This is a genomic window from Flagellimonas hymeniacidonis, from assembly GCF_008040165.1.
GTDB lineage: Bacteria > Bacteroidota > Bacteroidia > Flavobacteriales > Flavobacteriaceae > Flagellimonas > Flagellimonas hymeniacidonis.
This window is the reverse complement of the sequence record NZ_VRUR01000002.1, coordinates 998,541-1,012,718: the sequence shown is the minus strand read 5'-3', so window position 1 is coordinate 1,012,718 and position 14,178 is coordinate 998,541. Positions and strand designations below refer to the sequence as shown.

Here is a 14,178-nt window from a genome sequence, read left to right as displayed (position 1 = left end):
AGGCATCTTTCAACTTTAACTTTGGTTAAATTTAGTTAGTTGATTGCTTCTCCTTTTTCAGCTTTTGCCAAATTGGCCGCAACCCTATCCTTATTGGCTTGGGCAGGCGCATTTTGCATGGCAATTTTTAAATGCTTCACTGTGGACTTATTATCTCCTAAGGCAGAGTATCCTCTGGCCAATCCGTAGTGTACAGGCCATGTTCCTTTATGCGCTTTAGCATTCCACTTAAATATCTCAAGGGCTTCATCAGTTTTTCCTTGGCCAATGAGTTGTCTTCCATACCCGTGAACTTGAAAAACCGTTCCTAACGGTAAAGCTTCCTTCATGAGGGCTTTTGCTTCGGTCTCTTTTCCCTGTTTTGCCAAAATCTGAGACTTGATACTAAGATTGTTATAGGTTTTCTGACTGAAAAACTGTCCAGCAATGGCAGCATCAACCCATCCAAGAGCCTCATCTAAATCCCCATTATTGTTCAATGCATAATTTGCGGCTTGCTCCCAAGACTGACGATTGAATCCTGGTGATGTTTGCAATTTTTGTCTAATATCTGCCAATACATTACCGGTAACATCAGCTTCTACCTTAAAAGGTATTTGCTTTTTTCCCCAGTTCAACGAAGCAACGGCAGATGTAGCATCTACTTCGTTAAATACATACATAAGCTGTTCTACATGGGGGCCTTCTTTAGTTTCAACATCCACTCGAAGGGCATCTTCACTTGGCTCATAAAAATAACTCCCCCAAGCATCATGATTTTTGGAAAAAATAACAGTAGCTGTGTTATCTTCATTTACAATCATATGTAAGCCATATTTACCAGCTGGTAGTGTTTTTCCGCCTATAGTTAGGTCGTCTGAGGTCTTGAATATGGTATTCTCATTTGCTCCAGCTCTCCAAGGAGATTCTGTAGCGGTACCAAATCCTAAGTTGTTCATTCCGTAAGGAACCAAGGCTCCCCATATTTCCCTATCATTTACGCTAGGTCTGGAATAAACAATTGTAACATCTGTATTTCCAATTCGCTGAGAAACTTTTGCCATTTGGCTACCCCTGGGCAGAAAGTTCAGTTGAGAATAAGCACTGTTGGAAATACAAAAAATTGCAACTAGAATCATGGCCGAAATGGCCGTGTAACTTTTTTTCATTTGTTCGTTTTTGATGTGTTAATGAATAAACTTTTAGGTCGAGTCTCTAAAGTAGCGAGCACATTGTTTCCATAGCGTTACAGCAATGTTAAAATAAGACGAAAGCTGTTAAAGTTCAGGTTATTAGACATAATTCATTCAAAGCCAATGAGTAAGTTTTAAAAAAAAAGCTCCAATTTGGTAAACGCTCATCGGGAATACCCAAAATTTCAAATGGGGCATCATACATAAGCTTCAAAAATCAATAGACCGGATAACATTTGAGAAGTTTTTTGTTTTAAATCAACAAAAAGAGAAAGTCAGGTTCCCATTTGATGAAAAACATGCCTTGAACATCGTAATTTTCGTAGCAAATAGAAAGCAGGTTTTTTTCATTATTTTAAATTTACAAGCTTATAATTTATTGAACAGAACGATGAGTAAAACACTATTTGATAAGGTTTGGGACGCACATGTAGTGCAGCATATCGAAAATGGTCCTGACGTACTTTTTATTGATCGGCATTTGGTACACGAAGTGACCAGTCCCGTTGCTTTCCTTGGACTTAAAAACAGGGGCATAAAAGTGTTGTATCCTGAGCGTACATTCGCCACTGCAGATCATAACACTCCAACAAGAAATCAACATTTGCCTGTAAAGGATAAACTTTCCGCCAATCAGCTTAAAGCCTTGGAAGAAAATTCAAAAGCACACAACATCCCTTATTGGGGGCTTGGACATGAGAAAAATGGCATTGTTCACGTTATAGGCCCTGAGAATGGAATTACGCTCCCAGGAGCAACCATAGTGTGTGGAGATTCCCACACCTCTACACATGGCGCTTTTGGTGCCATCGCCTTTGGTATTGGAACCAGTGAAGTAGAAATGGTGCTGTCAACGCAATGCATCATGCAACCTAAAGCAAAAAGTTTGCGCATCAATGTTAATGGAAATTTGAGTATAGGAGTGACACCAAAAGATGTGGCGCTTTTTATTATTTCCAAATTGACGACCTCTGGAGCTACTGGTTATTTCGTGGAATATGCTGGCGATGTTTTTAGGAATATGTCGATGGAAGGCCGTATGACCGTATGCAACCTAAGTATAGAGATGGGTGCCCGTGGTGGCATGATCGCACCAGATGAAAAAACCTATGAGTATATAAAGGGAAGGGAATACACTCCCAAAGGCGACGCGTGGGAAAAGGCCATGGAGTACTGGCAGACCTTGCACACGGATGAAGATGCTGTTTTTGACAAAGAAATTTCTTTTGATGCAAGTGAAATAGAACCTATGATTACCTATGGTACCAACCCAGGAATGGGTATCGGAATCCAAAATGGTATTCCGCAGGCTGAGGCTGTTGAAGGCGGAGCCGCTACCTATAAAAAGTCGTTGCAGTATATGGCCTTTAATGAAGGGGATGCCATGATTGGGAAGCCTATTGATTTTGTGTTCTTAGGAAGCTGTACCAATGGTAGAATTGAAGATTTTAGAGCTTTTGCTTCCATTATTAAAGGAAGAAAAAAGGCCGATAATGTAACCGCGTGGTTGGTTCCAGGTTCACATCGTGTAGAGGAGGCCATTAAAGAAGAAGGTATTTTAGATATCCTGAATCAAGCCGGTTTTGAGTTAAGAGAACCTGGCTGTTCAGCTTGTTTAGCAATGAATGATGATAAGATACCAGCGGGTAAATACGCGGTAAGTACCTCCAACAGAAATTTCGAAGGCAGACAAGGCCCTGGTTCCCGTACGCTTTTGGCAAGTCCATTGGTAGCAGCGGCAGCGGCAGTCACTGGAAAGGTTACTGATCCAAGAGAATTGATGGAATTACAAACCGTATAAAATAAAAAAACAGATATCAGATATCAGAGTTCAGAAAACTGATGACTGATAGCTGACAACTTATAACTGTTTACTGACAACTGACAACCGATTAAAAAATGGCTTACGATAAATTCAACACATTAAGAAGTTCAGCGGTACCATTACCCATAGAAAATGTGGATACCGATCAAATCATTCCTGCACGATTTTTAAAAGCAACGGAGCGAAAGGGTTTTGGTGATAATTTATTCAGGGATTGGCGGTACCATCCGGACAATACCCCAAAAGAGCATTTTGTGCTCAACAATCCTATCTACAGTGGCAAAATACTGGTGGGTGGTAAAAACTTTGGTTCCGGTTCTTCAAGAGAACATGCTGCCTGGGCTGTGTATGATTACGGCTTCCGTTGCGTAGTATCCAGTTTCTTTGCAGATATCTTTAGAAACAACTGCTTAAACATTGGGGTCCTTCCAGTTCAAGTAAGTGCGGAATTTTTGGATAAAATCTTCAAGGCGATTGAAAGCAATCCAGATTCCGAATTGGAGATAAGCCTGCCTGAGCAAACCATCACCATTTTGGAAACAGGAGAAAGTGAAGGCTTTGCCATCAACGATTATAAGAAAGAAAACATGTTGAATGGCTTTGATGATATTGATTATCTATTGAACATTAAAAAAGGCATTCAAGAATTTGCCCAAGACACCCCGCTCTAAAGCATTTTAGGAAGATTACTAAAGTAAAATGAAAAAACGTACTGTTGAAATCATGGATACCACCCTTAGGGATGGTGAACAGACCTCTGGCGTATCCTTCTCTTCATCAGAAAAGCTTACCCTGGCCAAACTGCTGCTGGAAGAACTTAAAGTGGATCGGATTGAGGTTGCTTCTGCAAGAGTCTCAGAAGGGGAGTTCACAGCGGTTAAAAACATAACGGATTGGGCAGCAAGCGAGGGGTACCTTTCCAAAGTGGAAGTACTCACCTTTGTAGACAAGGGTGTTTCCTTAGATTGGATGCAGGAAAGCGGTGCCAAGGTGCAAAACCTATTGACCAAAGGCTCTCTTAATCATTTAACACACCAACTTAAAAAGACCCCAGAGCAACATTTTGCCGATATTGAACAAGTCCTTTCCAAAGCCAAAGATTTAGGTATTATCACCAATGTATATCTGGAAGATTGGAGTAACGGTATGCGAAATTCACCGGAGTATGTCTTTCAATTTCTTGATTTTCTTACCTCTCAACCCATAAAAAGAATATTGCTTCCAGATACTTTGGGTATTCTAACCCATCATGAAACAGCAGACTTTCTTGGGCAAATTATCAATAGATATCCAGAAACACATTTTGACTTTCATGGTCATAACGACTATGACTTAAGTGTTGCCAACGTTATGGAAGCACTAAAAGCGGGATGCCATGGTTTGCACCTTACCGTTAACGGTATGGGTGAACGTGCTGGTAATGCTCCTTTGGCAAGTGTGGTCGCTGTGGTTAACGATTTTATGCCGAATATTTCTATCGGAGTTAAAGAATCATCATTGTATAAAGTAAGCAAATTGGTTTCTGCCTTTACTGGTTTTGGCATCCCAGTCAACAAACCAATTGTTGGAGATAATGTTTTTACACAAACTGCTGGAATACATGCAGATGGAGATAGTAAAAAGAATCTTTACTTTAATGATTTGTTGCCTGAACGTTTTGGTAGAAAACGCAAATATGCACTAGGAAAAACATCAGGAAAAGCTAATATTCAAAAAAATCTCCAGGAGTTGGGATTAATCTTAAATGATAATGAGCTCAAAAAAGTTACGGAGCGAATTATTGAGCTTGGCGATAAAAAGGAGCGAGTCACCAAAGAAGATCTTCCCTACATCATTTCGGATGTTCTGGACAGTAAATTGCATCAACAACGTGTATTTGTAAAGTCTTATGTGCTCACCCATTCCAAAGGCTTAAAGCCTTCCACTACCCTTTCCATAGAAATCGATGGAAAAGCTTACGAAGAAAACGCACAGGGTGATGGACAATTTGATGCTTTCATCAATGCATTGAAAAAGGTATATCTAAAGGAAAAGATGGAACTGCCCAAATTGGTAGACTACGGCGTTAGAATTCCACCTGGGAGTACCTCGGATGCCCTTTGTGAAACAATTATAACCTGGCGAATGAAAGAAAAAGATTTTACTACTAGAGGTTTAGATTCCGACCAAACGGTATCTGCCATAAAAGCTACAGAAAAAATGCTTAACCTTATTTGACAATTGTCAATATACAATGACCGATGAACAATAGCCTTTCACATATATCCCTTTACCTTTTGCCCTTAAACCAATTAATCAACAATTGATAACTGATATAAATGAAATTAAACATAGCCCTTTTGGCAGGAGACGGAATTGGTCCCGAAGTCATTGATCAAGCCGTAAAAGTATCCAACGCCGTCGCAAAAAAATTCAATCACGAAATCAACTGGACACCAGCCCTAACAGGAGCTGCCGCTATTGATGCCGTTGGCGAACCCTATCCAGACGAAACCCACCAAGTGTGTGCCAGCGCAGATGCAGTGCTGTTTGGCGCTATTGGGCACCCACGTTTTGATAACGACCCCTCAGCCAAAGTACGTCCGGAACAGGGATTGCTTAAAATGCGCCAAAAATTAGGATTATTTGCCAACGTTCGCCCTACGTTTACATTTCCTTCGTTGATTGATAAATCCCCACTAAAAAGAGAGCGCATTGAGGGTACCGATTTAATTATTCTGCGTGAATTGACCGGCGGAGTGTATTTTGGAGAACGGGGAAGAAAGGATGATGGAAACACCGCATTCGACACCATGACCTACACTCGTGCAGAAATTCAGCGGTTGGCAAAGAAAGGTTTTGAAATGGCCATGGGTCGCTCCAAAAGACTTTGTTGTGTGGACAAGGCCAATGTGTTGGAATCTTCACGCCTATGGCGAGAAACCGTACAAGCCATGGAAAAAGACTATCCAGAAGTTGAAGTTTCCTATGAATTCGTCGATGCCGTTGCCATGCGCTTGGTACAATGGCCAAGTGATTATGATGTGATCATCACCGAAAATTTATTTGGAGACATTTTAACAGATGAAGCCTCCGTAATTTCAGGCTCCATGGGATTAATGCCTTCGGCATCTGTGGGAGAAACCGCAAAATTGTACGAACCCATTCATGGATCGTATCCACAAGCAGCGGGTAAGGATATTGCAAATCCTTTGGCGACTATATTGTCCGCGGCAATGCTATTCGAAGATTTTAATTTAAATGATGAAGCCGAAGCCATACGTGCCATTGTAAACAAATCTTTGGCAGAGGGCATAGTCACCGAAGACCTTGCCGAAAACGGAAAAGCATACAAAACCAGCGAAGTTGGAGATTGGCTTGCGGCCAATATCTAAGAAAAATAACAACCAACCTATCCAAAAGGCCCTGTGCAAATGCATGGGGCTTTTTATTTTGTATCGCCTCCAATCCTTTCACCTCCCACCCTTTACCCTTCCCCCTCCAACCCTTCACCCTTCACCCTTAACCATCAACTCAAACCCTACATCCGTCAATTCTGGTGCATTTTGGACATGGCTGCTATTTAAATTTGGTGCTGATTGTTGAGTTTTCATCAACCTAACAAAAAGTAACCCAAAGCTATGAAACCTACTACATGAAAAACCTTGCGCATATACCCCGAGGATCCTTACCAAATCCATGCAGCAATCACAAAAAATCAAAACCACTTATAAATAATTTGCAAGCGCCTAGAAACCAATTGATCATGTCTTGCGGTTTTTAAAAAGGCGCAATCAACCTTTATTTAAAATGATATGTATACAGAATGTTTTTTTAACCATGTAAAGTCTTCAAACAAACAAAAAACTATGAAGCAAATACTATTTTATGTATCCATCCTGTGTTTGATCACACTCCCTGAAAAGGGATGGTCACAACAGTTAGATGAAGAAATCAACCCTAGGAATGCACTTATTAATATAGGCGCCAAAGCTGGGGGCGGTTTAAGCCAATTTAGTCGACCGGGTTCGGTGATGACAGGAAATATTGGCGCTTTTGCTAGATACCAGGCCCTGCCCTATTTGCAGGTGCAGTTTGATCTACAATACGATGTTTTTGGCGGTAGTCGTACGGACCTCGCCAGAGACTTAAACCTTTTTAATGTAGGGGGCAACAGTTTTTCAGATGCGGGCATCGCTGCACTGGAATACCAAAACCGTCAGGTTTTTATGCACGCTGCCAATGCGCAGCTTTCTGCTAGGCTAAGCCTTCCAGACCTAAATAATGCGGCCATACAGCCAAAACTAATCGTAGGCGCCAGCAGTGCATATATTTTTAGGGCCAGGGAAAACCATGACTCCTATTTTATATTTAATGATGGCACTAGGGTCATTCTTTCCAATGAGTGGGAAGAAGTGGGCGGAGATTACAAAACAGTAAACTTAGCTGCACACGCTGGTTTTGCGTTAGACTTTAACCTCCCCAACAAAGAGGTCTTTTCTCTGGAGTTTATCTACCAAAGAGGCTTTACAGATCTAAACGATGTTCAATTTGGGCAACCCGAAAATATTGTTGGCGACCTCAATGCGCACAGGTTTGGCATTAATTTTTCCTATTCCTTTTTAGAGTTGCACCTTAAATAAAAACATAAACACAATACCTATAAATTTTTTGTTGAATCTATTTAAATCCGAATAAAATGAAAAGAATCAAAAACACTTTATTTCCCATACTTACCGTGCTGGCCTTTGGCATATTGGTCACCTCCTGTAAGGATGACTTCACCGAAGAAGACTTGCTCGAGCAGCAAAAAGAACTCTCAGATGAACAAGCAGCAGAAAATGCGGCCGCCATAGCACTGGCCTCCAGTTTGCTGGATTATACGGTAAACCTGCATGAGGACAACAAGCCCATCGCCGGTGCAACCGTATCCGTTACCAACCAAGCAGATGGCACTGTAATCACCGCCACAACGGATGCTAACGGTAATGCCGTTTTTGTGGACATTAAATTGGGTGGCCACAATGTTGCTGTATCCGCAGAAAATATTTCAGATTTCTCTTATCTAGTAGATTTTGGAAAACCCGTAGAGGGCGTACATTACCAAAATATAAATGAAAGGATTGTACCCATTGAATCGTCTGAAGCCTCAAAAATTGAAGGTTTTATTGTGGACGGTGAAAGTACTGCTACCATAAAAGGAGTGGTAAGCATAGAAACAGATCTTACCAATAGCACTTCAGAAGTACCACAAGACATTACCATACGTGCTAATTTGGATGCCGAGGTTAACGCAGAACACTCTGGATTGGAGAGCAGTGGAGGTGGTTCCTTTGGTTCCATTTATGTACTCGGTTCCTTTACCTTTACCCAAGGCAATATAGGTGTCGCGGTGGTAGACAATACCACTGGAGAATATTCCATGCAGGTACCTGCAGGTACAGACGGGACCAAGATAGAACTCTTGATACCTTTGGTAGAGACAGACCAAACCCTGGCCTGGTCCATGGAAAATGGTGTGGATGTAGGGGTGCAGACAGGGACCCAGCCCGTTTTGTTTGGCCCCGATTACGCAATAGCTGACACATCTCCCAGCATTTCAGGGGCAACGGCCAATTTTTCTGCCCCACCGGCACCGGGCAGGGGCTTTACCCCAAGCAACTTTACGCCCCAGGGTCGTGGACTGTTGCTGACCATGCTTAATGCTTCCATTAATGATTTTCCCAATGAAATCGATTTAGAAGCAAATGAGCATATCGTGTTCAGGGGCAGTAAAGGCTCAGACGATTTTAAGACAACCCCTATCATAACCGTTGATGCCCCGCCAGAAAACCCACTTCCTGTAGTGGTTGGCGACACAGCTGTAATTGAAGCTTGGGTAGATTGGGAATTTGACGACATGTACCAAATTTTGACCCCTGGCGAGTATGAAGCGCTATCAAAAGTGGAAGTATATTTAGACATTATAGGCGAGGATGATCTTTTACAGGCTTCTTTTTTCATTGAAGAACTTGATGCAGATGGATCAGGAAACCTTCCTGTTGAAGAACGTCCATTGCTGAATGTTCCTGCACAATTATTTACTGATTATGTAGTAACAGATATTGCCATCAGGTTTGAGCCGCAAGGTGGAGAAACTACTGCAGCCACTGGTAGTTTTACATATAATGGAGAGATACGGCAATTTGAAATAGTGAATCGCGGAGACAAGTATACCAGCATCCCTTCCATCACCATAAAGGGAGGAGGAAAACCAACCACACAGGCTTCCTTGGAAATTACGGATATGGCCTTCCAATATGAATTTGATCTGGACAATACGGGCAATACCCAAGGGTACGTGGTACTACCAGAGGTGGGTTATAAATATGAAAGCTCTCCGGGAGTTATTGTGACTGATGAAGGTTTTGAAGGTTTTGAAGTTTTTGAACGTGATGTCGACGGTATTCCCCAAAACGAATTACAGGTTCAGAATCTCGACTTGGCTGTACGTGTTTCGAATGGCAACATTGTATTTAATGATGATGCTTTTTACGGTACCGACCCGGTAGCAGGAATACGCTTAGATCCATATTCCTATTCCACCCCTACCGCCATTGTAATAGAACCTGAACATGAGCAGGCAGAGGGCACGCTTAAAGTAAACGATGATGGCGAAATCACTTCCCTAACGGTCACCAACACGGGTACAGGCTATACCATTGAAGTGGACCTAACAGTGGATGCCATCCAGGGCACCGGGGCCTCTTTTAGCCTCAGCGGCTTTACTACAAATACAGTAACAGGAGAAGTAACATGGGGCGGTGCCTATACTCTAGTCAATAAAGGTTCCGGTTATGCTAAGGATTTGAACATTGCAGAAGAAGATTTTTCACCAATATCATCGGGAACCACTGTAAATATAAAAAATGGGCAGACCAAGATCGTAAACATCGATTACGGTACAGGTGTGCGTGTTAATGATATTGAATAATAAGTAGTGCAACCATTAGTTTTTTTTGAGTTAGTTAGTTTAGAGAAGGGGCCTACGGTCCCTTTTTGCCCTTAAAAGTCTAAGTATTGCGCTTAATTACCTAGACACCCGTGTCCCATCAAAAAAAAGAAAAATGAAAAGAATAAAAAATACCTTCGCCCCTATACTTTTGGCACTGGTCTTCGGCTTGGTGACAAAGTCTTGTAAAAATGACTTCTCCGAAGAGGACGTATTACAATCACAAAAAGAACTAACACAGGAGCAGGCCAAAGAAAATGCCGCAGCCATTACCCTGGCTTCTGGGCTTTTGGACTACTCCATTACCCTACATGACGATGAAAGCCCCGTTGCCGAGGCTACCATTACTATTACCAACCAAAAGGATGGGTCCGTGGCCACTACAACAACAGACCAGAACGGCAATGCTCTTTTTGTGGATATCCTATTGGGTGGCTACCATGTGGCCGTATCCGCTACAAGCTTTGCCAATTTTTCTTATATGGTAGACTTTGGGAGCCTCTTGGAGGGCGTACACTACCAAAACATAAACAATAAGATCGTGCCCATTGAAACTTCTGAGGCTTCAAAAATTGAGGTCTTTAGATTGGACGGGGAAAGTGCCGCAACCATAAAAGGAGTGGTAAGTATAGAGACAGACCTTACCAACAGCGCCCCAGAAGTGCCACAGGACATTACCATCCGCGCCAATTTGGATGCTGAGGTCAATGCCCAACATTCCAGATTGGAAAACAGCAACGGTGTTGGTAACACATCCATTTATATAGAGGGATCCTTCACCTTTACCCAGGGCAATATAGGTATCGCATTGGTGGACAATACCTCTGGTGAATACAGCATGCAAGTGCCGGCTAATGTTAAAGGTACGGAGATCGAACTGCTTTTTCCCTTAGTGGAGGCCGGTCAGCGCCTGGCCTACTCAAACATAAACGGTGCAGATGAGGCACCACAAGTAGGTGTTTTGCCCGCTGTATTTGGTCCAGATATTACCCCTACCACTACCCCGGCTATTCCAAATGTTATTGCCGAGTTTGATCCTGTTCCTCTACCGGGGAGAGGCTTTACCATGCCCATTGAAAGGCGTGGCCGAAATTCCATTCTTCCAGCGCAGTTAAATGGTTTAATAGATGATTTTCCAATTGAAGAAGATTTCCCAAACGTAAAATTCAGGGCTACCCAAGGGTCAGGTTACCAAATTTCACCAACGGTAACGATAACCGCTCCGGAGTCGGTTATAGATACTATTGCCGGGATACATGCCGATATGCTTTGGGATTTTCAATCCATTACTATCACAGATGGTGGAAGTGGATATAATCCCTTTCAAGATGTTTTTGTCAGAGCGCGGTTCACACTTGAAGATGATATGACCTCCGATGTATTTCTGGCCATTGTGGAGGCTGATGGATCTGGATCTTTGCCCACGGGTATCATAGACCTTAATGTTCCTGAAGAGTTCACCCATCAGGTTTTTGATGTGGAGTTGATTTTTGGTGCAACTCCAGGTACCCTACCCACCGGAACCCTCACCTATTCAGGTAAAGTGGATGTTTTTCATGTATATTATGCGGGATTTGGGTACACCACCGTACCAGACTTTGAAATATCTGGAGGAGACCCCACCGAACCTGCCACCCTTGAGGTCACTGACATGGCCTTTAGACATTTTACCGAATTAGACAACAGTACCATTTCACAGCCCTATGTGCTTTTACCGGAAATACAGTATACCTATGCAAATGTACCGGGCAATAAGATCACGGATACCCGCTTTCTGGCTTCAAATTTAAACGAGGATGGGGATTTTAGCGTAGGCCAGATAATCGATCCCTTGGAAGATTATTTAAAAGTGGAGGATCATGGTCTGGATTTTAACAAATCCGTATTGAACACTGTTGGAAATAGTGGAAAAAAAGTCCATGCCTATTTGGACCAGATGTCCTACATAACCCCTGAGGTACTGATCATAGAACCCGAGCATGAGCAGACCACGGCCAGCGTGATCATTAAGGATGGGGAGATTACAGGTTTGGAGAATATATATGTGGGGCGAGGGTACAACTCAGCTTATGGGCTTACCCTAAAAACCTTGGATGGGTTAACGGAGGCCGGCTCTGGCGCCACCATAGCTTTAACCGGTTTCTTAGAGGATCTTGTGACCACGGAGCATACATGGAGCGAAAACTACACCATTACAAATCCCGGTTCTGGTTATTCCGAGCATGCAAATATTGCAGAAGAACCCTTTTCGGGACCTGTGGGGGCCATTACCGTAAAAAATGGAGAGGTCAAGATAATCAATGTCAATTATGGTACGGGACGTCCCGTGGACGATCTTGGCACTTCCAACTAATGGCATTGCACTTATAAAGTTAAAAACAACAGGGGACTTGTAAGGCCCCTGTTCTATGTATTGTTGTTTCCCTGCATTAAATACAGGGCAGATAAAAGTTCGCAAACTCAGCCAAAGGCACTCCTAAAAAATTTAAACTTCATTTCTTGTAAGTCAATTCCTATAATATTTTTGATTTCATCCATTCAAAAGGGGTATTCATCAATTGTCCTGCCCTATTTATAAATCCAGTCCTTAAATGCACTTTAAGCACTAGTAGTTTTATCCTCGATTACCATGCAGAATTTGTGGTAATACTTCTAAAATTTAACCCTAAAAGACAAATAGTATGAAAACTTCACAAAAGATTGGTAACCTTACCTTGTTACTTTCCTTTATGGCCATAACATCATGTAGTAACGATGATGGTTGCGCTACCAAAACTTTTTACCAAGATTCCGATAGCGATGGCTTTGGAAATGCAGCAGTCTCAAAAAGTGCATGTTCCAGACCTACGGGTTTTGTGGCAAATAATACAGATACCAATGATAAGGATGACCTTATATTTCCTGGCTGTAGTGAAAGAACCTTCTATTTTGATAAGGATAAAGATGGTTTTGGAGACTCTAACGCTACCGAAATTGGCTGTATAGAAAGGCCAGATGGTTATGTAGAAATAGGTGGGGATTGTGATGATACCGATGCTACCGTAAAACCAGATGTAATGATAACCTATTATGAAGATCTGGATGGTGATGGTTTTGGTGTTGAGGAAAAATCCATGCAGCTGTCCATTTGTGCGGCCGAACCTGAAAATCACACCAAAAACAACGATGCTTTTGATTGTGATGATACTGATTCAGATGTTAACCCTGATAGCAATTTTGTTTATTATCGAGATTTGGATGGGGATGGTTTCGGAGACGAAGCAAATATCCAGGTGGCACTCGGTTGCCGCACCGATATAGAAAATTACGTTGCCAACAAAGATGATTGTAACGACAACTTGGCGACCATTAATCCTGGCGCTATCGAAATAGCAGGAGACGGTTTGGACAATAACTGTGATGGCTTTTCTGGTTTTGTTTGGGATGGCCCGGACATGGTCTTCAGCAAAGCCACCAAGGTAGATTGGACTGCCACCAAAAATCAAGATAAATTGACCGAAAATGTCATCTTCACGCGCCAAGATGCTGGCCCTATGTACAACTTTGCATGGTGGTCACACCCAAACAACTTCAAGGAAGATGCCATCCACATTGATGACAATAATTCAGACTTAATTGCAGATTTTGACGATGACGCCAGTGCAGCCATTAAGGATATCAACACAATAGCCCCAAGTGGGGGCACCAAAAATGTACGTTGGGCACTATTGGATGATACTGGAAGTAATGGTCATGAAGCTTGGGCTGATTTTAATCTTTATGGCACTTTGGGTGACCCTACAAATTTTTACAGCTTCCATAACATTGCTTCTATTATTTATTATCTGGAAGAAGAAGAACTTCATACTTCTACCGTCAAAGATGATTTTGAAGTCGTAGTTGAGGGCGTTGGTACCCAATCCACAACGGATTTTTCTCATGTAATAGGCAAAAAACTGGGGGCATGGCTTGTGGAAGACGACATTTATCTCACCCTAACCTTTACTGCATGGGAAGAGGGTAATGGAGGTGCTTTCTCCTATACCCGCTCTACTCCTGCTAATTAATAAAATTTGTTTTCAGCATGGTTAGGTCCTTAGTAATTTTCTAAGGGCCTTTCTTTAACCCCAGACATCCGAAATGTAACCATTGGTCAATTGCGAACCGTCATCCCTCAAACAATGTTATATACGATAGATGGACAATGTTAATTTAGAGTAGATAATCTAATA

Annotated in this window: 9 protein-coding genes; 8 read left to right on the top strand and 1 reads right to left on the bottom strand. The window is 42.2% G+C overall.

Annotation, left to right across the window (positions count from 1 at the left end; genetic code table 11):
• Window positions 1-35: 35 nt before the first annotated feature.
• Complete coding sequence (locus tag FVB32_RS13450; RefSeq protein WP_147744312.1) at window positions 36-1,148, bottom strand: DUF2911 domain-containing protein; 1,113 nt, start codon at window positions 1,146-1,148, stop codon at window positions 36-38.
• Window positions 1,149-1,563: 415 nt separating this feature from the next.
• Between FVB32_RS13450 and leuC the strand changes: the two genes are divergently transcribed.
• The 8 genes from leuC (at window position 1,564) to FVB32_RS13410 (ending at window position 14,013) form a co-directional block, all read left to right on the top strand.
• Complete coding sequence (leuC, locus tag FVB32_RS13445; protein WP_147744311.1) at window positions 1,564-2,973, top strand: 3-isopropylmalate dehydratase large subunit; 1,410 nt, start codon at window positions 1,564-1,566, stop codon at window positions 2,971-2,973.
• A gap of 98 nt (window positions 2,974-3,071) precedes the next feature.
• On the top strand, window positions 3,072-3,668 hold the full coding sequence (gene leuD, locus FVB32_RS13440; protein WP_147744310.1) for a 3-isopropylmalate dehydratase small subunit: 597 nt from the start codon (window positions 3,072-3,074) through the stop codon (window positions 3,666-3,668).
• 28 nt (window positions 3,669-3,696) lie between these two features.
• Window positions 3,697-5,214 (top strand): alpha-isopropylmalate synthase regulatory domain-containing protein, encoded by a 1,518-nt coding sequence (locus FVB32_RS13435; protein ID WP_147744309.1) that lies wholly within the window; start codon window positions 3,697-3,699, stop codon window positions 5,212-5,214.
• A 101-nt stretch (window positions 5,215-5,315) separates the two neighbouring features.
• A complete protein-coding gene (leuB, locus tag FVB32_RS13430) occupies window positions 5,316-6,371 on the top strand; it encodes a 3-isopropylmalate dehydrogenase (RefSeq protein WP_147744308.1) in 1,056 nt (351 codons plus the stop codon).
• A gap of 474 nt (window positions 6,372-6,845) precedes the next feature.
• On the top strand, window positions 6,846-7,619 hold the full coding sequence (locus FVB32_RS13425) for a hypothetical protein (protein ID WP_147744307.1): 774 nt from the start codon (window positions 6,846-6,848) through the stop codon (window positions 7,617-7,619).
• Between the two features lie 56 nt (window positions 7,620-7,675).
• Window positions 7,676-9,949 (top strand): carboxypeptidase-like regulatory domain-containing protein, encoded by a 2,274-nt coding sequence (locus FVB32_RS13420; RefSeq protein WP_147744306.1) that lies wholly within the window; start codon window positions 7,676-7,678, stop codon window positions 9,947-9,949.
• Window positions 9,950-10,082: 133 nt separating this feature from the next.
• Window positions 10,083-12,320, top strand: coding sequence for a carboxypeptidase-like regulatory domain-containing protein (locus FVB32_RS13415; protein ID WP_147744305.1), 2,238 nt, complete (start codon window positions 10,083-10,085; stop codon window positions 12,318-12,320).
• Window positions 12,321-12,648: 328 nt separating this feature from the next.
• Window positions 12,649-14,013: a putative metal-binding motif-containing protein gene (locus tag FVB32_RS13410; RefSeq protein WP_147744304.1), complete on the top strand. Its 1,365-nt coding sequence runs from the start codon at window positions 12,649-12,651 to the stop codon at window positions 14,011-14,013.
• Window positions 14,014-14,178 lie beyond the last annotated feature (165 nt).

Bases quoted from the DNA above. Each gene is read 5' to 3' on its own strand.
- FVB32_RS13450 (WP_147744312.1), bottom strand. From the start codon at position 1,148: ATGAAAAAAAGTTACACGGCCATTTCGGCCATGATTCTAGTTGCAATT.
- leuC (WP_147744311.1), top strand. From the start codon at position 1,564: ATGAGTAAAACACTATTTGATAAGGTTTGGGACGCACATGTAGTGCAG.
- leuD (WP_147744310.1), top strand. From the start codon at position 3,072: ATGGCTTACGATAAATTCAACACATTAAGAAGTTCAGCGGTACCATTA.
- FVB32_RS13435 (WP_147744309.1), top strand. From the start codon at position 3,697: ATGAAAAAACGTACTGTTGAAATCATGGATACCACCCTTAGGGATGGT.
- leuB (WP_147744308.1), top strand. From the start codon at position 5,316: ATGAAATTAAACATAGCCCTTTTGGCAGGAGACGGAATTGGTCCCGAA.
- FVB32_RS13425 (WP_147744307.1), top strand. From the start codon at position 6,846: ATGAAGCAAATACTATTTTATGTATCCATCCTGTGTTTGATCACACTC.
- FVB32_RS13420 (WP_147744306.1), top strand. From the start codon at position 7,676: ATGAAAAGAATCAAAAACACTTTATTTCCCATACTTACCGTGCTGGCC.
- FVB32_RS13415 (WP_147744305.1), top strand. From the start codon at position 10,083: ATGAAAAGAATAAAAAATACCTTCGCCCCTATACTTTTGGCACTGGTC.
- FVB32_RS13410 (WP_147744304.1), top strand. From the start codon at position 12,649: ATGAAAACTTCACAAAAGATTGGTAACCTTACCTTGTTACTTTCCTTT.